A 21,462-nucleotide genomic window follows, 5' to 3' on the forward strand; every position below is an offset into this window, starting at 1 on the left:
GGCCCGCCTCTGGCGGGCCGTCGCATGAGGAGGAATGAATGCGCCGAACAAAGGCCGATGCAGAAGCAACGAGGCAGAAGATCCTGAGCGCCGCCGAGCGCGTCTTCTACGAAAAGGGCGTCTCGAACACGACGCTGGAAGAAATCGCCAAGGCCGCCGGCGTGACCCGTGGCGCCATCTACTGGCACTTCGCCAACAAGACCGACCTGTTCCTCGCGCTGCACGACGCTGTGCCCCTGCCGCAGGAAGACATGGTCGCCCGCGAGATCGAAGCGGAAGCTGCCGACACCCTCTCCATCCTCGAAGGCGCCATGGGCGACTGGTTGGATGTTCTCGCCGCCGACGAGCAGCGCCAGCGCATCCTTACGATCATGCTGCGCACCAATTACGACGGCGACCTCGGCGAGGTGCTCGCCCGCCAGAAGGAACTCGACGAGCACCATAACGTCGTGCTCGAACTCGCTTTTTCCCGCGCGCTCGCCAAGGGGCAGATGCACGAGACCTGGACCCCGGCCTCGGCGACGCGGACGCTGCACTGGATGATGCTGGGGCTCTGTACGGAATGGCTGCTGTTCGGCCGCCGCTTCGACCTTACGGCCGAGGGGCGCGAAGGGTTGAGCCGGCTCTTTGCCAGCTTCCGCGCGCCGGCCGTTACGGCAACGGCCGTCGCCGCACGCCTGTAACCACCGTAGCCGGCACCCCAGAGAGTACCGGCTACACAAGGGCCTTCCGGACCCCTTAGCTGAATACCACGGTCTTGTGGCCGTTGAGCATGGCGCGCCGCTCCAGGTGCAGCTTGACGGCGCGCGCCAGCACCCGGCTTTCGATATCGCGACCGGTGGCGACGAAATCTTCCGCTGTCAGCGCATGGCTGACGCGCTCCGTCTCCTGCTCGATGATAGGCCCCTCGTCGAGGTCCGGCGTCACGTAATGCGCGGTCGCCCCGATCAGCTTCACCCCGCGCTCATGCGCCTGATGATAGGGCTTTGCCCCCTTGAAGCTCGGCAGGAACGAGTGGTGGATGTTGATCGCCTTGCCGTAGAGGCGCCTCGACAGATTGTCCGAGAACACCTGCATGTAGCGGGCGAGGATGACGAGATCGGCGCCGGTCTCCTGAACCAGGCGCAGAAGCCTCTCCTCCTGCTCGGCCTTGTTGTCCTTCGATACCGGCCAACAGTGATAGGCGAGCCCTTCGGCTTCGGCCGTGCGCCGGCTGTCTTCGTGGTTGGAGACGATGGCGACGACCTCCGCGTTCAGCCAGCCCACACGGATCTGGTAGAGCAGGTGCAGCAGCGCGTGGTCGAACCTGGAGACGAGAACGAGGATCTTCGGTTTGACCGCAGCATCCGTGAGCGTGGTCCGCATCTGGAAACGCTCGACGGCCGGGCGAAGCGCGCGCTCGACATCACCGGCCTGAACGCTCGCTGCAACCTGAAAGGCGATGCGCATGAAGAAGCTGTTGGTCCTGGTATCCCAAAACTGGTTGCTCTCGGCGATGTTTGCGCCAAGGGCGGCAAGTTCCGTGGTGACGGCGGCGACGATGCCGGGTTTGTCGTCGCAGGACAGGACAAGAATGAAGGTCTTCGGCGCCATGATCTCCTCCGATTGCAGCCGTTTCGGACGAGGCTTCCAGCCCCTTCCTTAGGGCTGCCTATGAGGAGTTGAACGCGCCGGCAATCGTTCCGGCTGCGGCGGCTTACGCTTTCTATCATCCTGATGGAAAGGCGCCCGGGAGCATGAAATGCCCCCGGGCGCTGCAAGATTCGTCGCATCCGGCTTTTGAGGTTTTCTGAGAGGATTCCATCAGAAAACCCGGTGTGCACGGCTGGATCAGTGCGCCTCGTCCCAGTTGGTCGCCGCGCGCGCGTCGACCTTCAGCGGCACCTTCATGTCGAGCGCCGGCATGGCGGCGTTCTCCATCACCGAGACGACGACCGGAATGGTCTTTTCGACCTCGGCGTCCTCGACTTCGAAGATCAGTTCGTCGTGCACCTGCAGCAGCATGCGGGCCGAAAGCTTCGCCTCCGCAAGCGCCGGTTCCATCTTGACCATGGCACGGCGGATGATGTCGGCGGCCGAACCCTGGATCGGCGCGTTGATCGCTGCGCGCTCGTTGAAGGCGCGATGCGAGGGGATCGACGAGCGGATGTCGGGATAATGCGCGCGACGGCCGAAGATCGTCTCAACGTAGCCGTGCTCGCGGGCAAACACCTTGGTGCCTTCCATGTAGTCGCGAATGCCCGGGAAGCGCTCGAAATAGCGCTTGATGTAGTCACTGGCTTCCGAGCGTTCGATCGACAGCTGGTTGGCAAGACCGAAGGCAGAGATGCCGTAGATGATGCCGAAGTTGATCGCCTTGGCGCGCCGGCGGATTTCGCTCGGCATGCCCTCGACCGGCACGCCGAACATTTCCGATGCGGTCATCGCATGAATGTCGACGCCGTCGGCAAAGGCCTGACGCAGCTGCGGAATGTCGGCAACATGGGCAAGCACGCGCAGTTCGATCTGGCTGTAGTCGGCCGAGAGCAGCTTGTGGCCCGGCGTCGCGATGAAGGCGGTGCGGATCTTGCGGCCTTCGGCGGTGCGCACCGGAATGTTCTGCAGGTTCGGGTCGGACGACGACAGGCGGCCGGTGGTCGTGGCAGCGAGCGCGTAGGACGTGTGCACGCGCTTCGTCTGCGGATGGACGAAGCCCGGAAGCGCATCGGTGTAGGTGGACTTGAGCTTGGTCAGCTGTCGCCAGTCGACGATCTTGCGCGGCAGTTCGTGCCCTTCGGCTGCGAGGTCTTCCAGAACCTGCGCCGAGGTCGACCATTGCCCGGTCTTGGTCTTAGAGCCGCCGGCAAAGCCCATCTTGCCGAAGAGGATATCGCCGAGCTGCTTCGGCGAGCCGATGGTGAAGGTTTCGCCGGCAAGCTTGTAGATCTCGTCCTCGAGACCGGCCGCACCCTGGGCGAGCTCGCCTGAAAGCCGCGACAGGATCTGTCGGTCGACGGTGATGCCGCGGTCTTCCATGCGTGCCAGAACGTCAACCAGGGGCCGCTCCAGACGCTCATAGACGCGCGTCAGCCCCTTGGCGGCCAATCGGGCCTTCAGGATATGCCAGAGCCGCAGCGTGACGTCCGCATCCTCGGCGGCGTAGGCGGTCGCCCGGTCGATGTCGACGAAGTCGAAGGTCACCGACGACTTGCCGGTTCCGGTGATGTCCTTGTAGGCGATCGGCTTGTGGTTCAGCCAGCGCTCGGACAGCGAGTCCATGCCATGGGTGCCGTTGCCGGCATCGACGACGTAGGACATCAGCATCGTGTCGTCGAAGCTTTCGACGGTGACGCCGTGCCGCTTCATCACGAGGTAGTCGTATTTCAGGTTCTGCGCGACCTTGAGGACGGAGGGGTCCTCCAGCAGGCGCTTCAGCCGGCTCAAGGCTTCGGCGACCGGGATCTGGTTTTCGGCGAGCCCGCCGCCGAGCAGGTCGCCGACGCCGGTCTTGTGGATCAGCGGCACATAGGCCGCCCGGATCGAGGCGCCGGTCGGATCGGCCTTGTGGTCGGCGATCGCCAGCGAGAAGCCGACAAGGTCGGCCTGCATGGCATCGAGCGAGGTCGTTTCCGTGTCGAAGCCAACGACACCGGCTTCGCGCGCGTCCGATATCCACCGGTCGAGGGTGGCGATGTCGCGGATCGTCACATAGGCGCTCCGATCCATCGGCGCCTTGGCGAAGATCTCAGCGCGCGCGGCAGCGAGCGCCTCGGGCGTCGCGTCCGCGCCATTCGCTTCGGCGGCACGCGACAGGACGGCGGCCGCTTCCGCGGCCTCGCCACGGGCGACAGCCGCGGTGGAAGAGCCTTCGCTGACCTTTTCCGCTCCATCGCCCTTGTCGAGATCAGGGCCGCGCGCATCGGCGCCCCATTCCACCGGCACTGCGGCTGCTTCGACGGCATCGGCGTCCGTGCCGGTCGCAGCGGCGACACGACGCGTCAGCGTGGTGAATTCCATCGCCTTCAGGAAGGCGATCAGCTTCGGACCGTTCTGCGGCTCCAGGCTCAGCTCTTCCAGCGGAACGTCGAGCGGCGTGTCGGTCTTGAGTTCGACGAGCTGTCGCGACAGCCGGGCGAGGTCGGCATTGGCGATGATGTTTTCGCGGCGCTTGACCTGCTTGATCTCGCCGGCGCGGGCCAGCAGCGTTTCGAGATCGCCGTACTCCTCGAGCAGCTGTGCGGCCGTCTTCGGGCCGATGCCGGGAATGCCGGGAACGTTGTCGGTGGAATCACCGGTCATCGCCTGCAGGTCGATCATCTTTTCCGGCGGCACGCCCCATTTCTCGATCACTTCCGGGATCGAGATCTGCTTGTCCTTCATGCTGTCGTACATCGACACGTTCGAGGTCACGAGCTGCATCAGGTCCTTGTCGGACGAGACGATGGTGACGTCGGCGCCGGCGGCTTCTGCAAGCCGGGCGTAGGTGGCGATCAGGTCGTCGGCCTCATAACCTTCCTTCTCGATGCAAGGCAGGTTGAAGGCGCGGGTCGCGTGACGGATCAGGCCGAACTGCGGGATCAGATCTTCCGGCGGCGCCGTGCGGTTTGCCTTGTACTGATCGTAGAGCGCGTTGCGGAAGGTCTTCGACGAATAGTCGAAGATAACCGCGAAATGGGTCGGCGTAACGCCGACCGACGTGTCGCGCGCATCGGTGAGCAGCTTCCACAACATGTTGCAGAAACCCGATACCGCGTTGACCGGAAGGCCATCGGATTTGCGGTTGAGCGGCGGGATGGCGTGGAACGCCCGGAAGATGAATCCGGAGCCGTCGACGAGGAAGAGATGATCACCGTTTTTCATGGGCAAATGGATAGCGCGGGGCAAGCCAAAGGTCCATTGCGGTTTTCCCGCCAGACACTACATTCTCCACCGGTCGCGGTAGCCGGGATCGCCACCGCGGATTGCGGAAACGGGGGCCGATTTCGCCCTGGGATCGAGCGCCCGAAGGTGCCGCAAGCGGCCACTTAGCTTCACGCAAACGTTACGTATTTGTAATGTCCGATTCAGCGCTGGTATCCTTGAAAAGCCACATTTGAATCCTCAAATCTTACTCAACGGCACCGAGTGATGCCGTCTTCTGGTGATTGGCCTGTCCCCCGCCCGCACCAGATGAGGACAAAGGCCTTATCCCCCTCTCCGGGCCTTTGTCCCGTTTTCAAAAGACCGTCACGGCGCCGCCTCCGCACCGTGACGGTTTTTTGTTTCTGCCGTCCGATCACCTCCGCTCAAATCCCGGTGAACCCCGACAGTCTCAAGGTCCATCGCCTGCATTGTAACTTGTCTTCATGGCGGTTCGGGCGTACCGATAGGCATGGCCTTCAATCGTATGGAATCTGCGACCTACCTGGCCAGCCTGCTGGCGAAGAGCTTTTCGCGCGCGCTTCACGAGCGCGGCCAGAAGCTTGGTTTCGCGCCAGGTCAGTTTCCCATCCTGCTCGAGCTTTGGGCCGAAGAGGGCCTGACGCAGAAACAGTTGCTCGATCGGCTCGACATCGAACAGGCGACGATGGCCAACACGCTCGCTCGCATGGAGCGTGACGGGCTCATCCTGCGCCGCAAGCATCCGCAGGACAAGCGCTCGCAGCAGATCTACCTGACCGAAAAGGCAAAGGAGATGGAGGCGGCCGCCAAGGAGGCAGCGCTCGCCGCCGACCAGTCGCTGCTTGCCGGCCTCAGGAATTTCGAGCGCGAACTGATGCTCGAATATATGCGCATGGCGCTCGCCAGCGTGGCACGCGGCGACAGTCGCGCCTGACGCGCCATCGCCCGGCCTGATCGTTCCATCAAAAAATTTGGCTTAAAGCGGGCGTGCGCCCGTTCTAAAGCAGGGGCAGACGCGCCGATCCGGGCGCCCCGGCACTCCCCTTGCCAAGGCGCCAGGCTCTCCGTTCACCGTCACCTGAGACCTCTGCCCAAAATCGCTCAAATCGATTTCGCTTTGGCGGCACATGCAGTAGGTTCCGGCGAAACTTGAAGCAAGGATATGCATGATGGCTGACATCACCCCCGTTCTCGAACGCGCAGACGCCAACCTGCCAAAGAGCCTCGACCGGCTGTTCGACCTGGTTCGCATCAAGTCGATCTCGACCGACCCGGCCTTCAAGGCGGAATGCCGCAAGGCGGCAGAATGGCTGGTGGCCGAGCTCAACGCTCTCGGCTTCACCGCATCGGTGCGCGACACCCCCGGCCATCCAATGGTCGTCGCCCAACACGACGGCGCCAAGCCCGATGCGCCGCATGTATTGTTCTATGGCCATTACGACGTGCAGCCGGTGGATCCGCTGAACCTTTGGGACACCGACCCGTTCGAGCCCGGCATCAAGGAAATCGAGCCCGGCCGCAAGGTGATCACCGGCCGTGGCACGGCCGACGACAAGGGCCAGCTGCTGACCTTCGTCGAAGCGGTGCGCGCCTACAAGGACGTGCATGGCGCCCTGCCCTGCCGCGTCACCATCCTGTTCGAAGGCGAGGAGGAGTCCGGCTCGCCGTCGCTGAAGCCCTTCCTCGAAGCCAATGCCGCCGAACTCAAGGCCGATTATGCGCTGGTGTGCGACACCAGCATGTGGGACCGCGATACGCCGGCGATCTCCGCTGGCCTGCGCGGCCTCGTCGGCGAAGAGGTCATCGTCCGGGCTGCCGACCGCGACCTGCATTCCGGCTACTTCGGTGGTGCTGCCGCCAACCCGATCCGCATCCTCACCACCATTCTCGCCGGCCTTCATGACGAAAACAGCCGCGTGACGCTGCCGGGCTTCTACGACGGTGTCGAAGAGACCCCGGCCCAGATCAAGGCTGCATGGGAAACGCTGGGACAGACGGCAGAAAAGTTCCTCGGCGAAATCGGCCTGTCGATCCCGTCGGGTGAAAAGAACCGCTCGGTTCTGGAACTGACCTGGGCGCGACCGACCGCGGAAGTCAACGGCATCACCGGTGGCTATACCGGCGAAGGCTTCAAGACGGTGATCGCGGCCGAGGCTTCGGCAAAGGTTTCCTTCCGCCTTGTCGGCAACCAGAACCCGGAAAAGATCCGCGAAGCGTTCCGCGCCTATGTGCGCTCGAAAGTTCCGGCCGATTGCTCGGTCGAGTTCCACGCCCATGGCGGCTCGCCGGCGATCCACCTTCCGTACGAATCGCCGCTGCTCAACACCGCGAAGGTGGCCCTTTCCGACGAGTGGCCGAAGCCGGCCGTCATTATCGGCATGGGTGGCTCGATCCCGATCGTTGGCGACTTCCAGAAGATGCTCGGCATGGAATCGCTGCTGGTCGGCTTCGGGCTCTCCGACGACCGCATCCATTCGCCGAACGAGAAGTACGAGCTGCAGTCCTATCACAAGGGCATCCGCTCCTGGATCCGCATCCTCGACGCGCTCGCCGCCTGATGATCCGTGCGGGACGGGGCGCGGTTTTCCGCGCATCCCGCCCCGCATATTTGACCCGAAAGCCGTGGCGAAGCCCTCCGCCACGGCTTTTTTCGATTTGATTGCGCGGCCGCCGATGATGCAGCCCTTGCGCGCAAACCCCGCTTCGACGCGCACGCATCGCTGCCCGATCGGCGCCATGCCCGCGCTTTACCGTTTCCCCTTCGCTGTTTCCCGGCGGTTTCTCCGCTGTCGGCGGGCCGTCAATCCTTGACCTCCGGGGTCTCAGGTGCTTCCTTTTTGTGAAACAAATCACAAAGGGAAATCGGATCGTTGGCAAGGGTAAGGACCGAAGCGTCGCGCTGCGGGCGTGATGCTATGACAAAGCGGCTCAGAAAACAGATCGTCTCCGCTCGGAGAATCCCTCCGGCCGCTGCAATGGAAGTGTCCTTGAAACACCCCTGCCACGCCCTCGCACCGATCGCGGCACCGGCATGAAGCGGCTGCAGACCTATTTCTGGCCCGTCGTCGGCCTTCTCGCGATCCTGTTTTCGGTCAACGCGCTCTACCATGAGCTGCGCGGCCTGTCGTTCGACGAGTTTCTCGCAAGCTTCAATGCGATTTCGCTGAAGAGCTGGCTTCTGGCGATCGGCTCGACGCTGCTCGCCTATGCGGCGCTGGCGGCCTACGACCGGCTAGCACTCGACCACCTCGGCCACCGCATCTCACTCTGGTTCATCACGCTCTGCTCGTTCACGACCTACGCGCTGTCGCACAATCTCGGCGCCTCGGTGTTCTCCGGCGCGGTCGTGCGTTACCGCGCCTATCGCTCCAAGGGGCTTTCCCCGGGCGAGGTCGGCGTGCTGGTCGCCTTCTGCTCCTTCACCTTCACGCTCGGCACCTTGGTTCTATCGGCCGTCGTGCTGCTGATGCGTCCCGACATCATCGAACGTTTTGCCGAATTCCTGCCGGTGGAAATGTCGCTGACCACGGGCGTGCTGATCCTCATCGTCATCGGGCTCTATGTCATCGGCAGCCTCGTCGGGCTGCCGTCGTTCCGCACCCGCTGGTTCCAGCTGCACTACCCCAAGCCGAAGATCGTATTCCGGCAGCTGGTGGTCGCGCCGGTGGAGCTGATCGGCGCCGCCGGGATCATCTATTTCGCCCTGCCGGAAGCCGGCAATCCGGGTTACATCGTCATTCTCGGCATCTTTCTCGCGTCGTTCTCCGCGGCCCTGCTTTCGCATGCGCCGGGCGGGCTCGGCGTGCTGGAACTGATCTTCATCGCCGCCTTGCCGGAAATGGATCCGGCGGCCGTGCTTGCGGCGCTTGCGATCTTCCGGCTGCTCTACCTGATCATCCCCTTCATCCTGGCACTGGTTGTGATCCTGGTGTTCGAGCGGGCGCGGTTCGTGGCGGAGCGCCACCAGCCGAAAGGAAGCGACCTCCCCTAGGCGAGGCGCGTGTCCATTATCAGGGCGCGTTGCAGACCGTCGGCAGCGCCTGTTCGAGCGGCCCCTTCACCTCGTGCAGGCGCGCCGCTTCGATTTGGTAGGGCGTGAACGGCGGCACCTGCAGCGACGGATTAATGATGCGGGTGACGTAGCAGCCGGCGAAAAACCGCACCCGCCCCCGCTTCTCGATCGATTTCACCGCGACGGGAACGGCGGAATAGATGCTGCCCGCCCCGGCCTCCGTCTTCACCTTGCCGACCTTGATCTCGACAGACACCGTGCGCTCATAGCCGCGGGTGAAGGCCTTGAAGCCGCCGACAGGCTTCGATTCGCCGAAATAGCCATAGGCGCGGGCATATTCCTTGCGGTTGACGGCATTGTAGAGCGAGCGCACGAGCGCTGCCCCATCGGACCGGTCATCGACATAGGCGACGCTGTCTTGCGCCAGAGCCTCGCCGTTCAAGGCCGCAAAGGCGCCGAGGGCGAAGACGGTGGATCGAAGCTTCATGGCAGTCCTCCTTTGTCGTGGCGGCAGCCGAACATAACAATGAGGCGAAGCCATAGCAGGATTCGCGAGGTGATCGATAACGGCATAGGCCATCGTCCGGCGCGGCGCCGGCGATCCGTATGACCTCAGGAGATATGGGAGGCGACGGGTGCCGATGAGCAAAAAGCCACGGCCGTAAGCGCAAATGAAAAGAGCCCCGTGTGGGAGGAGGTACACGGGGCTCTCGAACTTGATCGACAGCTGGGAGGAGGAGTGCCGCCGATCCGCATCGGGCGCCGCGGGAGGAGGTGCAGCGCTTCGATAAGTCGTATAATAATTATGCGTCGCAACAATTTCAAGACATCATTTTTGCACTGCACAAAATCGTGAAGGGAAGGCAGGGTCGAGAGGCATCTTTCCTGATGCCCAGCCTCAAGGCGGCGCTCCGATGGCCAGCCGAGCCTCGGTAACTTCATGGAAACCACAACCACTGATGGATGTTTCCTTTTATTCAGCTTTTTCGATATACGACTATACGTAAGTTTATAAGAAATTTTCACTCAGTAATTGCAGGCGCTCAGATGAAATTGCTGCTCCAGATTCCGACCGCGCTCATCGTTGTGCTGATACTCGCGACCTGGCTTGCCAGCCTGCGTCTCGTCGTGCTGCCGCCCGGCTCCCTGAAGCTGAGGTCAATGACGGCGCTCGTCTATCAGGGGCATGGCTTCCGCCTGGTCGACAGCCCGCTCGGCATGTGCGGACGTCAGGCCTACCCGGCGGCCGACTGCGAGGAGGTGGCCGTGAACCATCTGGGCAAGCGGGTTCTGCTGCGCCTGCCCTTCAGCCAATGGCTCTACGATTTCACCGATCCCTATCCGGTGAGCCCCACGGCATCGGTCGAAGCGACACCGTTGCGGACCTCCATCCAGTAGGAACCGGCGCGTGCAGGCGGGACTTGAGGGCGTATGCGAGCCCACCGTCAAGGTTTTGAACCGTCAGGCTTTTTCACAACGACTTTCTTAACCACCCCTTAAATTGCCGCATTTAAAGTTCACCCGGTCGCCGTGGCGGATGGGCGTGGGACGCCGTTACCGCCGTCGAAATCGATTGGCCGCAACGATAGCGCCAAGGGCCACCGCTGGGCGGTGAGGGATAGATCAAACGGCATGGCAGCAAGCGGCAGATCAGGACAGCGGATCGAGCCATCGTTCGGCGGAAACGAGGACGATGACGACGACGATTTTCGCGTCGAGGCCAGCGACCGCGTGACCACCAGCCGCAAGGCGCCCCGCAGCAAACCTTCCGGAAACAGCAGCAGAGGCAGCGGCAAGAAGAAGCCAGCAAGCAAGCGCGGCGGCGGACGTCGCGGCTCCGGTGGGGGCGGTCTTATCGGCCTTGTCCGCACCCTGTTCTACTGGTGCATCGTGCTTGGGATCTGGGGCGCCATGGGCGTCGGCGGCCTTGTGCTCTACTACGGCGCGCGCATGCCGAGCGCCGAAAGCTGGTCGATCCCGGAGCGCCCGCCGAACGTCAAGATCCTTGCCGTCAGCGGCGACATCATCGCCAATCGCGGCACCACCGGCGGCGAAGCGCTGTCGCTGGAAAACATGTCGCCCTATATTCCGCAGGCCGTCATCGCCATCGAGGACCGCCGCTTCTATTCGCATTTCGGCATCGATCCGCTCGGTCTTGCCCGCGCCATGCTGACGAACCTCACCACCGGCCGCATGGTCCAGGGCGGTTCGACTCTGACGCAGCAGCTGGCCAAGAACCTGTTTCTCTCGCCGGAGCGCACGCTGGAGCGCAAGGTGCAAGAAGTGCTGCTCGCCTTCTGGCTCGAGCAGAAATATTCCAAGGACCAGATCCTGGCGATGTATCTCAACCGGGTGTTCTTCGGCTCCAACGCCTATGGCGTCGAAGCGGCCTCGCGGCGCTACTTCAACAAGTCGGCGCGCGACGTGAACCTCGGCGAGGCGGCCCTGCTCGCCGGCCTTTTGAAAGCACCGTCCCGCCTGTCGCCGGCGCGCGACCCGAAGGCGGCGGAAGAGCGCGCCCAGGTCGTTCTCGGCGCCATGCGCGAGGAGGGCTACGTCACCGACAGCGAAATCAAGACGGCGATGTCGCAGACCCCGACCAAGGCCAAGAGCTATTGGTCGGGCGCCGAGCACTATGTCGCCGACATGGTGATGGACCAGCTTCCGGGCATGATCGGCGAGATCAAGGAAGACCTGGTCATCGACACGACCATCGACCTCAATCTCGAAAAGAAGGCCGAGGAAGTGATCGCCGCGACGCTCGACGCCGACGGCAAGAAGCTCGACGCCTCGCAGGCCGCCCTCGTCTCGGTCGACGGCACCGGCGCCATCCGGGCGCTCGTCGGCGGCAAGGACTATGCCGAGAGCCAGTTCGACCGCGCCTCCAAGGCCAAACGCCAGCCGGGCTCGGCCTTCAAGCCCTTCGTCTATGCCGCGGCCATGGAGATCGGCCGTACCCCGATGTCGATCCGCAACGACGGCCCGGTCCGGATCGGCAACTGGACACCCGAAAATTACGACCAGAAATACCGCGGCGAGGTGACGCTGGCCGATGCGCTCGCCAATTCGCTGAACACGATTGCCGCGCAGCTCGTCATGGAGGTCGGCCCCTCGAACGTCGTCAAGGTCGCGCACCGCCTCGGCATCGATTCCGAGATGCAGGCGAACGCCTCGATCGCGCTCGGTACTTCGGAAGTGAGCCTCGTCGAACTGACGTCGGCCTATGCCCCGTTCATGAATGGCGGCTTCAAGGCAACGCCACACGTGATCCGCCGCATTTCCAAGGCGGACGGCACCGTGCTTTACGAAAACACCTACGACAACCCGCCCCGCGTGCTCGATCCGGCGATCGTCAGCGAAATGAACCAGATGCTGCTGCGGGTGCTGACCAAGGGCACAGGCAAAAAGGCGCAGCTGAAAGGCTGGGAAGCGGCCGGCAAGACCGGCACGACGCAATCCTTCCGCGACGCGCTGTTCGTCGGCTACACCTCGAATCTCACGACCGGCGTCTGGTTCGGCAACGACGACGGCAAGTCGATGAAGAAGGTCACCGGCGGCGGCCTGCCGGCCAAGGCCTGGCACGACTTCATGATGGCGGCCCACGAGGGCCTCTCGCCGTCGCCGCTGTTCGGCACGACCGGCGTGCAGCCGGTCTTCGACGACGGCACCGCGCCGCCTTCGGGCGACCTGATGTCCGGCGATCCGGAAGCCTTTCCGGACGCACCCGTCGGCGTTGATGGCGGCGTTGCGGTCGGGCAGCGTCCGGTCGACCAGGGCGGCGCCCCGTGGGGCGGCCAGACGGCGGACCAGGGCAACGGCGGCATGGTGCCGCCGGCCGATGTCGGCCAGACGACCGGGGCCACGCGCCGCACCACGCTTTTCGATATTCTGACCGGAGGCTGAGCCCGCCTGAACCGCGATTTTACAGGGGATCCGGCCCGCGGGCAGGCTCCGGCGCGTGAGCCATTTCGGGCCTGATAAATACCGGGCTTGCTTTTGCCCCCAAACGCCCCGCAGAATGCCTTGCAGTCCGAAACGCCGGTCCTTATATACGCCGCATCGGCGCAGTCTAAGCTGCGAAGAAATCCAAAGACCATCCCGTTAGGGGCTGTCTCACGAATGCCTGACCGGGTTCCGACAGTCCGCTGCAAGGAGAGAACGACATGGCTAAAGTTATTGGTATTGACCTGGGAACGACCAACTCCTGCGTCGCCGTCATGGACGGTAAAGACGCGAAGGTGATCGAAAATGCCGAGGGTGCGCGCACGACCCCCTCGATGGTGGCCTTCAGCGAAGACGGCGAACGTCTCGTTGGCCAGCCGGCCAAGCGCCAGGCTGTCACCAATCCGGAAAACACGCTTTTTGCGATCAAGCGCCTGATCGGCCGGACCTTCCAGGATCCGACCACGCAAAAAGACAAGGACATGGTTCCTTACAAGATTACCAAGGCCGACAATGGCGACGCCTGGGTCGAAGCGCACGGCACGGATTATTCCCCGTCGCAGATCTCCGCCATGATCCTTCAGAAGATGAAGGAAACGGCCGAATCCTACCTCGGTGAAAAGGTCGAGAAGGCCGTCATCACCGTACCGGCCTACTTCAACGACGCCCAGCGCCAGGCAACCAAGGATGCCGGCAAGATCGCCGGTCTCGAAGTTCTGCGCATCATCAACGAGCCGACCGCGGCAGCGCTCGCCTACGGCCTCGACAAGAAGGACGGCAAGACGATCGCCGTTTACGACTTGGGTGGTGGTACCTTCGATATCTCGGTTCTCGAAATCGGCGACGGCGTCTTCGAAGTGAAGTCGACCAACGGCGACACCTTCCTCGGTGGCGAAGACTTCGACATGCGTCTGGTCCAGTACCTCGCCGGCGAGTTCAAGAAGGAACAGGGCATCGACCTGAAGAACGACAAGCTCGCTCTTCAGCGCCTGAAGGAAGCCGCGGAAAAGGCCAAGATCGAGCTGTCCTCGTCGCAGCAGACCGAAATCAACCTGCCGTTCATCACGGCTGACGCTTCCGGTCCGAAGCACCTGACGATGAAGCTGACCCGCGCCAAGTTCGAAGCGCTTGTCGACGACCTGATCCAGCGCACCGTCGCGCCGTGCAAGGCAGCCCTCAAGGATGCCGGCGTCTCGGCTGCCGAGATCGACGAAGTCGTTCTCGTCGGCGGCATGAGCCGCATGCCGAAGGTTCAGGAAACCGTGAAGCAGCTGTTCGGCAAGGAGCCGCACAAGGGCGTGAACCCGGATGAAGTGGTCGCCATGGGCGCCGCGATCCAGGCCGGCGTTCTGCAGGGCGACGTCAAGGACGTTCTTCTGCTCGACGTCACCCCGCTGTCGCTCGGCATTGAAACGCTCGGTGGCGTCTTCACCCGCCTGATCGAACGCAACACGACGATCCCGACCAAGAAGTCGCAGACCTTCTCGACCGCCGACGACAACCAGTCGGCCGTGACGATCCGCGTCTCCCAGGGCGAGCGCGAAATGGCTGCAGACAACAAGCTGCTCGGCCAGTTCGACCTCGTCGGCATTCCGCCGGCACCGCGCGGCATGCCGCAGATCGAAGTGACCTTCGATATCGACGCCAACGGCATCGTGCAGGTTTCGGCCAAGGACAAGGGCACCGGCAAGGAACACCAGATCCGCATCCAGGCATCTGGCGGCCTCTCCGACGCCGACATCGAAAAGATGGTCAAGGACGCCGAAGCCAACGCCGAAGTCGACAAGAAGCGTCGCGAAGGCGTGGAAGCCAAGAACCAGGCCGAAAGCCTGATCCACTCCAGCGAGAAGTCGCTGAAGGATTACGGCGACAAGGTTTCGGAAACCGACCGCAACGCGATCTCCGACGCGATTGCCGCGCTGAAGACCGCCGTCGAAGCGTCCGAGCCGGACGCCGAAGACATCAAGGCCAAGACCAATACGCTCATGGAAGTGTCCATGAAGCTCGGCCAGGCGATCTACGAAGCGCAGCAGACGGAAGCCGCCCATGCGGATGCAGCCGCCGACGCTGCCCGTGACGGCGATGTCGTCGATGCCGACTACGAAGAAGTCAACGACGAAGACGATCGCAAGCGTTCGGCCTAAGTCGCCCTTCAAACAGACGAAGAAGCCCGGGTTCGCCCGGGCTTTTTTGTTGCCGGTGTCGTCCGTCTCGGCGCGCAATATCGGCGATCGGCACCATGACTTGCCGCAAACGTACCTTTTCCGACAAAAAACCGTATCTACCGCCGTTCGGGCTATGGTATCGCGCTTCAAGGTTTACTAAATCGGTGGCAAGGTAAACGGGCAGCCGCCGAGCCATCGCGCTGGCTTGCCAACAGGATAATCTTCTACGAATGAAACGTGATCTCTACGAAACGCTTGGTGTTGCCAAGAACGCCGACGAAAAGGAGCTGAAGAGCGCCTTCCGCAAGCTCGCGATGAAGTATCATCCGGACAAGAACCCCGGCGACGCGGCAGCGGAGAAGACCTTCAAGGAAATCAACGAAGCCTACGAGATGCTCAAGGACCCGCAGAAGCGCGCGGCCTATGACCGTTACGGTCACGCAGCCTTCGAGCAGGGCGGCATGGGTGGCGGCTTCGGCGGCGGTGGCGCTGCCGGCGGCTTCTCCGACATTTTCGAAGACATCTTCGGTGAGATGATGGGCGGCGGGCGCCAGCGGCGCTCATCGGGCGGTCGCGAGCGCGGCGCCGATCTTCGCTACAACATGGAGATTTCGCTCGAGGAAGCTTTCGGCGGCAAGACGGCGCAGATCCGGGTTCCGACCTCGATCACCTGCGACGTCTGCACCGGCTCCGGCGCCAAGCCCGGCACCAGCCCCAAGACCTGCGGCACCTGCCACGGCTCCGGCCGCGTGCGCGCCGCTCAAGGCTTCTTCTCGATCGAACGCACCTGCCCCACCTGCGGCGGCCGCGGCCAGACGATTACGGATCCTTGCGGCAAGTGCCACGGCCAGGGCCGCGTCACTGAAGAGCGCACGCTCTCGGTCAACATTCCGGCCGGCATCGAGGACGGCACCCGCATCCGCCTCTCGGGCGAAGGCGAAGCCGGGCTTCGCGGCGGACCGGCGGGCGACCTCTACATCTTCCTCTCGGTCAGGCCGCATGAGTTCTACCAGCGCGACGGCGCCGATCTCTATTGCAGCGTGCCGATTTCGATGACGACGGCTGCCCTTGGCGGCAAGTTCGACGTCACCACGCTCGACGGCACCAAGTCGCGCGTGACCGTTCCCGAGGGCACCCAGGCCGGCAAGCAGTTCCGCTTGAAGGGCAAGGGCATGCCGGTGCTGCGTTCGGCGCAATCGGGCGACCTCTACATCCAGATTCAGATCGAAACGCCGCAGAAGCTGACCAAGCGCCAGCGCGAACTGCTGCAGGAATTCGAGCAGATCTCGTCCAAGGACAACAACCCGGAATCGACCGGCTTCTTTGCCCGGATGAAGGATTTCTTCGATACGCTGAGCGACTAAGGCTTCAAGCCCGACGCATTATAGAGCGCCGCGCGCCGGAAACGGTTGCGCGGCGCTTCTGTTTCAGAGCAAGGCCACGAGCTGCCAAAGCCCGGTCAAAACGAGCGCTACCCCGGCGATGCGGGACAGGACCCTGCCGCCGGGCACCACCTTCTCCGCCAGAACGAAGATGGCGATGGCAGCGATCCACAGCACGTTCATCACTCCACCGACGAACAGCAGCGCCATCAGCGCCCAGCAGCAGCCGACGCAATAAAGCCCGTGCCGCACACCGAGGCCAAAGGCGCCGCCCGCCTCGCGACGAAAGCCGCCGTGGTTCTGGATGAAAAGCAGCGGCGCCTGGCACTGGCTAAGACAGCGATCCTTGAGCGGCGTGAACTGGAACAGGCCGACAGCGACCAGCACGATGCCGCTGAGAAACCCACTGGCGCTTGCAAGTGCCGGCGTGAGCAACAGGGCGCGATCGAGCAGCCATTGCCCGAGAACGGCGACGAGCGCGAACAGGAGCCACGCCGACAGGTAGCCGACGGCAAAGAAACCGGTGGCGGCAAAGGGCTTGCCCTGTTGTGCCGCCTGGCGGCCGACGCGGGCATAGAGCAGGATCATCGGCGTCGCCGACGGCACCATCATGCCGACCATCATCACGGCCCACATGACGAAGGCATAGGCGAAGGTCGTGACGGTCCAGGGAGCGGCAACCGTGCCCGCCATCGATGCCATCGAGCCCTCCTGCGCGCCCATGGTCATTGGCATCTCCATGGGCATATCCATGTCCATGCCGGAGCCCATATCCATGCTGCCGGAGGGAACCGGGGGAGCAGCCATGTCCATGACCGACGCCAGCCACAGGACATAGAGCCAACTGACCGCCGTCAGGGTAACCAACGCCGCCACGACGACGACGCGGTCACGTCTGAGTAGGGTTTCGAGCGCCGTGTCTCCCATCGGCGTCAGTGGATCACGCCGCTTTCGGTCAAATGCATCCGGGCGAAATGGGCATGCGAATCCGCAAGCGCCAAAGTCAGCGGCCCTTTCGTATCGGCCCATCCGCGTCCGACCTCGCAAAGATCGTATTCGAAACCGTGAGGCAGATTGATGCGTGCCTGGTGAGCCATGCCGGTCACCGGATTGAGGATCGGCTCACCGCGCGCGACAAGCCAGCCCGGCACCTCCAGCCGCGCCGTTCGAGCACCGATATCGACCTCGAGATCGATCTCGGCAAAGACCGGATCATGCATGGTCTCGAAGGTGGTCGCGAAGACCTGGAAGAAGGTCGCTCCGGGCTCCGTATCCTCGCCGCTCATGATGCGCAGCAGCGCGCCGCGCTGCTCGTCCGATGCGCGGATATCGACGATCGGCACCACCTGCCCCCTGCCCTCATGGATCGCGCCTGGCCAGGCGGCGATCAGGCCGCCGCGAAGCCCATCGAGCCGCGTGTCGCCGTGATAACCTTCCTCGATCTCGAAGGCGCCAACGGCGCTGCAATGGCCTTGGGTCGGCAGGGCATTGAACTGGCAGGGGCAGCCATAGGCGCAATTGCAATGAATGAACTCACGCCCCTTCATCATCCATCTGACACTCGTCATCGTCTCCTCCTGGGATCTGATCGGTGTTCGTCTCGCGTATTCGCGCAAACGGATGCCTTTTATTAGAGTTGAAAAATATACTCTTCTCCGTCGCCGATGCCAACGGCGGGCAATGGTCAGAGACGGGAACACGACAGCACCGCGGGTCGGTCAGACCCGCGGTGCTGGGATGATCAGGCATTTGCGCCTTTTATCGGCGCCCGTCCTAGAGCGTCGCCATGCCGCCATCGACGATCAGTTCGGCGCCGACGGTGAAGGTGGCTTCGTCGGAGGCGAGGAAGACCACGGCCTTGGCAATCTCGCTCGCGTCGCCAAAGCGGCCGAGCGGGATCTGCGCCGCGATCGCGTCGACCACCTGCTTGTTCTCCTCGGGCGTCGGGGCGTGGCCGTCATGGAGCGGCGTGCGGATCGGGCCGGGGCTCACGGCATTGACCCGGATGCCGCGACCGATGAGTTCACCCGAAAGCGTGCGGGCGAGCGACAGCAGGCCCGCCTTGGTCAGCGCATAGACGCTGGAGGTCGGCATGCCGATATGGGCGTTGATCGAGGTGTTGAGCACGACCGAGGCGCGCTTCGAGAATACGGGCAGCAGCGCCTGAATCAGGAAATACGGGCCCTTGACGTTGATGGCGATCGAGCGGTCGAAGCTTGCCTCGTCCCACTGCTCGACCGGCTGCAGCTTGGCGATGCCGGCATTGACGAACAGGATGTCGAGCGTGCCGAAGGCGGCACGGATCTTTTCGGCAACGGCCGCCTGGCCGGCGACATTGCCGGCATCGGCCTCGATGATAAGCGCGGCCTCGCCAAGGACGGTTCGGGCTTCCGCGATGTTCTTCGGGTTGGTGCCGGTGACGGCAACACGTGCGCCTTCAGCAATGAACTGGCGGGCGGTTTCGAGACCGATGCCGCTGGTGCCGCCGGTGATGAGCGCCGTCTTGTTCTCCAAACGTGACATGATGAAATCCTCTTGCTGGGTTGAGGAGGAGGCCTGATCGATTGGCCGTCCTTCGATGCCCACAGATATGGCGGAAAACGGTCGTTCGGATTAGTCTCCCAATCATGGAACTCGAATTCGGAAAAACCGAACGATGATGAAGATCGAAGGAATAGCTGCCTTTGTCGCCGTGGCCGAAGCCGGCTCGATCAGCGAGGCGGCACGTCGCCTGCGGCTGTCCAAATCCGTCGTCAGCGAGAGAGTGGCAGAACTGGAACGCGGGCTCAACGCCACGCTTCTCCACCGCACCACACGCAAGCTGACGCTCACGGAGGATGGCATTGCCTTTCGCGAGCGCGCCATCCGGATCATCGGCGAAGTGCAGGCCGCCGCCGATGATCTTGCCGAACGCCGCGGGTTGCTGACGGGACCGCTTCGGATCGCAGCCCCCGTCAGCTTCGGCCGAAGGCATCTCGGCCCGGCGCTCTATCCCTTCCTGGCCCAACACCCGGAGATCGAGCTGACGCTCGACCTGGACGACCGGCGGGTCGATGCCGCCTCCGAAGGCTACGATGCGATCGTGCGCCATGGGGTGATCGCCGATTCGCGCCTGGTCGTGTGGAAGCTTGCCAGAAGTCGGCGCCTGCTGGTCGCCGCGCCCGGCTATCTCGATCGGCACGGCACGCCCGCGTCGCTTGCCGAACTCGAAGGCCATCGGGGCATCTTCTACACCAATCGCGGTGCTGCCGACTGGCGCTTCGAAGGGCCCGGCGGGGCGACGGTCGTGCGTGCCCGCCTGGCGCTTGGCATGAACAATGGCGACATGCTGCACGACGCCGCCGTCGCCGGGCTCGGCATCGCGCTGTTGCCCGCCTTCATCGCCGGTCCGGCCGTGCGGGAAGGGCTATTGAACGAGATCGACGTCGGGCTCAGTCCAGAGCCAGAGTTCATCTACATGGCGCACCCGGAGGGCCGGCGCGCCTCCACCAAGCTCAGAGCCATCGCCCAGCACCTCAAGGCAGCCTTCGGCGATCCGCCCTATTGGGATCCGTGACGGTTTCCGCAATCCCGGCACAATCGTTGCGGGCGACGGTATCGCGCCGATCGCCGATCAAGTCTTGACCAAGGCTTGACCGAAACCGGCTGGCATCATCAGCGCATCCCCTGACAACCGAAAACTGGATTCCTATCTCTCATGCGGAACCGCTTTCTGAACTGGATCGTCCTTATGGCGCTTGGCACCAACGCTCACGCAAGTCCGCTTCCCCCGCCCACCGACGCAGAAATTCAGGAGATCCTGGCCGACCGAATCGACAAGCAGCAGCAGTCGGTCGGTATCGTCGTCGGTATCATCGATGCCAATGGCCGGCGCGTCATCGCGCATGGCCATCCGGCCAAAGGCGATCCGCGCGCCGTCGACGGGCAGACGGTGTTCGAGATCGGCTCGATCACCAAGGTCTTTACCGCGCTGCTGCTGGCCGATGCGATGGAGCAAGGCACGCTCAGCCTCGGCACACCTGTGGTCACGCTTCTGCCCGAGCGCGTGATCATGCCCGAGGACAAGCAGACGCCGATCACGCTCGGCGACCTCGCAACGCACATGTCCGGCCTGCCGCGGCTGCCCAGCAATATGGTGCCGGCCGACATGAGCAATCCCTATGCCGGCTACGACGCGGCAAAGCTCTATGCCTTCCTCTCCAGCCACAAGCCGCAGCGCCGCCCCGGCGTCGAGCATGAATACTCCAACCTCGGCGCCGGGCTTCTCGGCCACGCGATCGCGCTGAAGGCCGGGCTCTCCTATGAAGACCTCATCATCAGCCGCATCGCCCTTCCCCTCGGCATGAAGGATACGGCCATCACGTCGCGACCCGACTGGGCCGAACGCCGGGCAACGGGCCACGACGCGGCCCTGGAGCCGGTCAGCGACTGGGATCTCGACGTTCTGCAGGGCGCAGGCGCCCTCCGCTCGACCGTGGACGATCTCCTGCTTTTCCTCGAGGCGGCCATGGGAAAGACGGCATCGCCGCTCGCTCCCGCCTTCACCACTCTGCTGGCGACCCGCCAGCCGATCGGCAACGGCGATCGCGATCAGCAGGCGCTCGGCTGGGTCGTCTCGGGCAAGGGCGACGAGCAGTTCATCTGGCACAATGGCGGCACCGGCGGTTACCGATCCTTCGTCGGCTACCGTCCGTCGACGGGTGTCGGCGTGGTCGCCCTGTCGAATGCGTCGACCGACGTCGGCGTCGACGACATCGGCCGCCATCTGCTCAATCGCAGCGCGCCGCTCGCGCCGCCAATCGTCAAACGCACGGCCATAGCGATCGATCCGGCGCGCTATGATGCCTATATCGGCACCTACAGGCTGGCTCCGGATTTCGAACTTACGATCTTTCGGGATGGTGAAAGCCTTTTTGCCCAGGCGACCGGGCAGGATCGGCTCGAAATCCTTCCGGAGGCCGAGCACCGCTTCTTTACGAAGCTCATCGATGCCCAGATCAGCTTCACGCTCAAGGGCGACCGTGCCGAAAGCCTGACCTTGCACCAGGGCGGGCAGAACAGCCCCGCACCTCGGGTCTCGAAATGATAGTCGCCTCCCGCC

General features: G+C 63.5%; 16 protein-coding genes. 10 read left to right on the plus strand and 6 right to left on the minus strand.

Annotated elements, in window-relative coordinates:
• Window positions 1-38: 38 nt before the first annotated feature.
• On the plus strand, window positions 39-683 hold the full coding sequence (locus L981_RS24980; RefSeq protein ID WP_043622665.1) for a TetR family transcriptional regulator: 645 nt from the start codon (window positions 39-41) through the stop codon (window positions 681-683).
• A 55-nt stretch (window positions 684-738) separates the two neighbouring features.
• On the opposite strand, the gene purU is transcribed toward L981_RS24980, so the two are convergent.
• Together purU and polA are read right to left on the minus strand one after the other, a co-directional pair.
• A complete protein-coding gene (gene purU / locus L981_RS24985; RefSeq protein ID WP_052202009.1) occupies window positions 739-1,593 on the minus strand; it encodes a formyltetrahydrofolate deformylase in 855 nt (284 codons plus the stop codon).
• Window positions 1,594-1,830: 237 nt separating this feature from the next.
• Window positions 1,831-4,839, minus strand: a complete 3,009-nt coding sequence (gene polA, locus L981_RS24990) for a DNA polymerase I (protein ID WP_043622670.1) — start codon at window positions 4,837-4,839, stop codon at window positions 1,831-1,833.
• Window positions 4,840-5,350: 511 nt separating this feature from the next.
• Here polA and L981_RS24995 point away from each other — a divergent pair.
• The 3 genes from L981_RS24995 to L981_RS25005 all read left to right on the plus strand — a co-directional run bounded on the left by L981_RS24995 (window position 5,351) and on the right by L981_RS25005 (window position 8,851).
• Window positions 5,351-5,794, plus strand: a complete 444-nt coding sequence (locus L981_RS24995) for a MarR family winged helix-turn-helix transcriptional regulator (protein ID WP_043622674.1) — start codon at window positions 5,351-5,353, stop codon at window positions 5,792-5,794.
• 232 nt (window positions 5,795-6,026) lie between these two features.
• A complete protein-coding gene (locus L981_RS25000) occupies window positions 6,027-7,418 on the plus strand; it encodes a M20/M25/M40 family metallo-hydrolase (RefSeq protein WP_156134228.1) in 1,392 nt (463 codons plus the stop codon).
• A gap of 473 nt (window positions 7,419-7,891) precedes the next feature.
• Window positions 7,892-8,851: a YbhN family protein gene (locus L981_RS25005; RefSeq protein ID WP_043622677.1), complete on the plus strand. Its 960-nt coding sequence runs from the start codon at window positions 7,892-7,894 to the stop codon at window positions 8,849-8,851.
• Window positions 8,852-8,870: 19 nt separating this feature from the next.
• Here the strand turns inward: L981_RS25005 and L981_RS25010 are convergent, their stop codons facing one another.
• Window positions 8,871-9,359, minus strand: coding sequence for a hypothetical protein (locus L981_RS25010; RefSeq protein WP_043622680.1), 489 nt, complete (start codon window positions 9,357-9,359; stop codon window positions 8,871-8,873).
• A 560-nt stretch (window positions 9,360-9,919) separates the two neighbouring features.
• Between L981_RS25010 and L981_RS25015 the strand changes: the two genes are divergently transcribed.
• From L981_RS25015 to dnaJ, 4 genes are all read left to right on the plus strand, one after another.
• Window positions 9,920-10,270, plus strand: a complete 351-nt coding sequence (locus tag L981_RS25015) for a hypothetical protein (protein WP_043622682.1) — start codon at window positions 9,920-9,922, stop codon at window positions 10,268-10,270.
• A gap of 234 nt (window positions 10,271-10,504) precedes the next feature.
• Window positions 10,505-12,775 carry a transglycosylase domain-containing protein gene (locus L981_RS25020; protein ID WP_043622685.1) on the plus strand — a complete coding sequence of 757 codons (2,271 nt, stop codon included), beginning with the start codon at window positions 10,505-10,507 and terminating at the stop codon, window positions 12,773-12,775.
• A gap of 260 nt (window positions 12,776-13,035) precedes the next feature.
• The gene (gene dnaK, locus L981_RS25025; protein WP_043622688.1) at window positions 13,036-14,958 is read left to right on the plus strand and encodes a molecular chaperone DnaK; all 1,923 of its coding nucleotides are present in this window, start codon (window positions 13,036-13,038) and stop codon (window positions 14,956-14,958) included.
• 251 nt (window positions 14,959-15,209) lie between these two features.
• Window positions 15,210-16,343 (plus strand): molecular chaperone DnaJ, encoded by a 1,134-nt coding sequence (gene dnaJ / locus L981_RS25030; RefSeq protein ID WP_043622691.1) that lies wholly within the window; start codon window positions 15,210-15,212, stop codon window positions 16,341-16,343.
• Between the two features lie 63 nt (window positions 16,344-16,406).
• Here dnaJ and L981_RS25035 read toward each other — a convergent pair whose 3' ends face one another.
• The 3 genes from L981_RS25035 to L981_RS25045 all read right to left on the minus strand — a co-directional run bounded on the left by L981_RS25035 (window position 16,407) and on the right by L981_RS25045 (window position 18,884).
• Window positions 16,407-17,288 (minus strand): DUF2182 domain-containing protein, encoded by an 882-nt coding sequence (locus L981_RS25035; RefSeq protein ID WP_156134229.1) that lies wholly within the window; start codon window positions 17,286-17,288, stop codon window positions 16,407-16,409.
• Window positions 17,289-17,293: 5 nt separating this feature from the next.
• Window positions 17,294-17,929 carry a DUF1326 domain-containing protein gene (locus L981_RS25040; protein WP_043622694.1) on the minus strand — a complete coding sequence of 212 codons (636 nt, stop codon included), beginning with the start codon at window positions 17,927-17,929 and terminating at the stop codon, window positions 17,294-17,296.
• A gap of 205 nt (window positions 17,930-18,134) precedes the next feature.
• Window positions 18,135-18,884 (minus strand): SDR family oxidoreductase, encoded by a 750-nt coding sequence (locus L981_RS25045; RefSeq protein WP_043622832.1) that lies wholly within the window; start codon window positions 18,882-18,884, stop codon window positions 18,135-18,137.
• A 133-nt stretch (window positions 18,885-19,017) separates the two neighbouring features.
• Here L981_RS25045 and L981_RS25050 point away from each other — a divergent pair, with 133 nt between their 5' ends.
• The gene (locus L981_RS25050) at window positions 19,018-19,917 is read left to right on the plus strand and encodes a LysR family transcriptional regulator (protein WP_043622696.1); all 900 of its coding nucleotides are present in this window, start codon (window positions 19,018-19,020) and stop codon (window positions 19,915-19,917) included.
• A 141-nt stretch (window positions 19,918-20,058) separates the two neighbouring features.
• Window positions 20,059-21,447, plus strand: a complete 1,389-nt coding sequence (locus L981_RS25055; protein WP_043622700.1) for a serine hydrolase — start codon at window positions 20,059-20,061, stop codon at window positions 21,445-21,447.
• The last annotated feature ends 15 nt before the right edge of the window (window positions 21,448-21,462 follow it).

This window comes from Ensifer sp. ZNC0028, assembly GCF_000799055.1.
Classification (GTDB): domain Bacteria; phylum Pseudomonadota; class Alphaproteobacteria; order Rhizobiales; family Rhizobiaceae; genus Ensifer.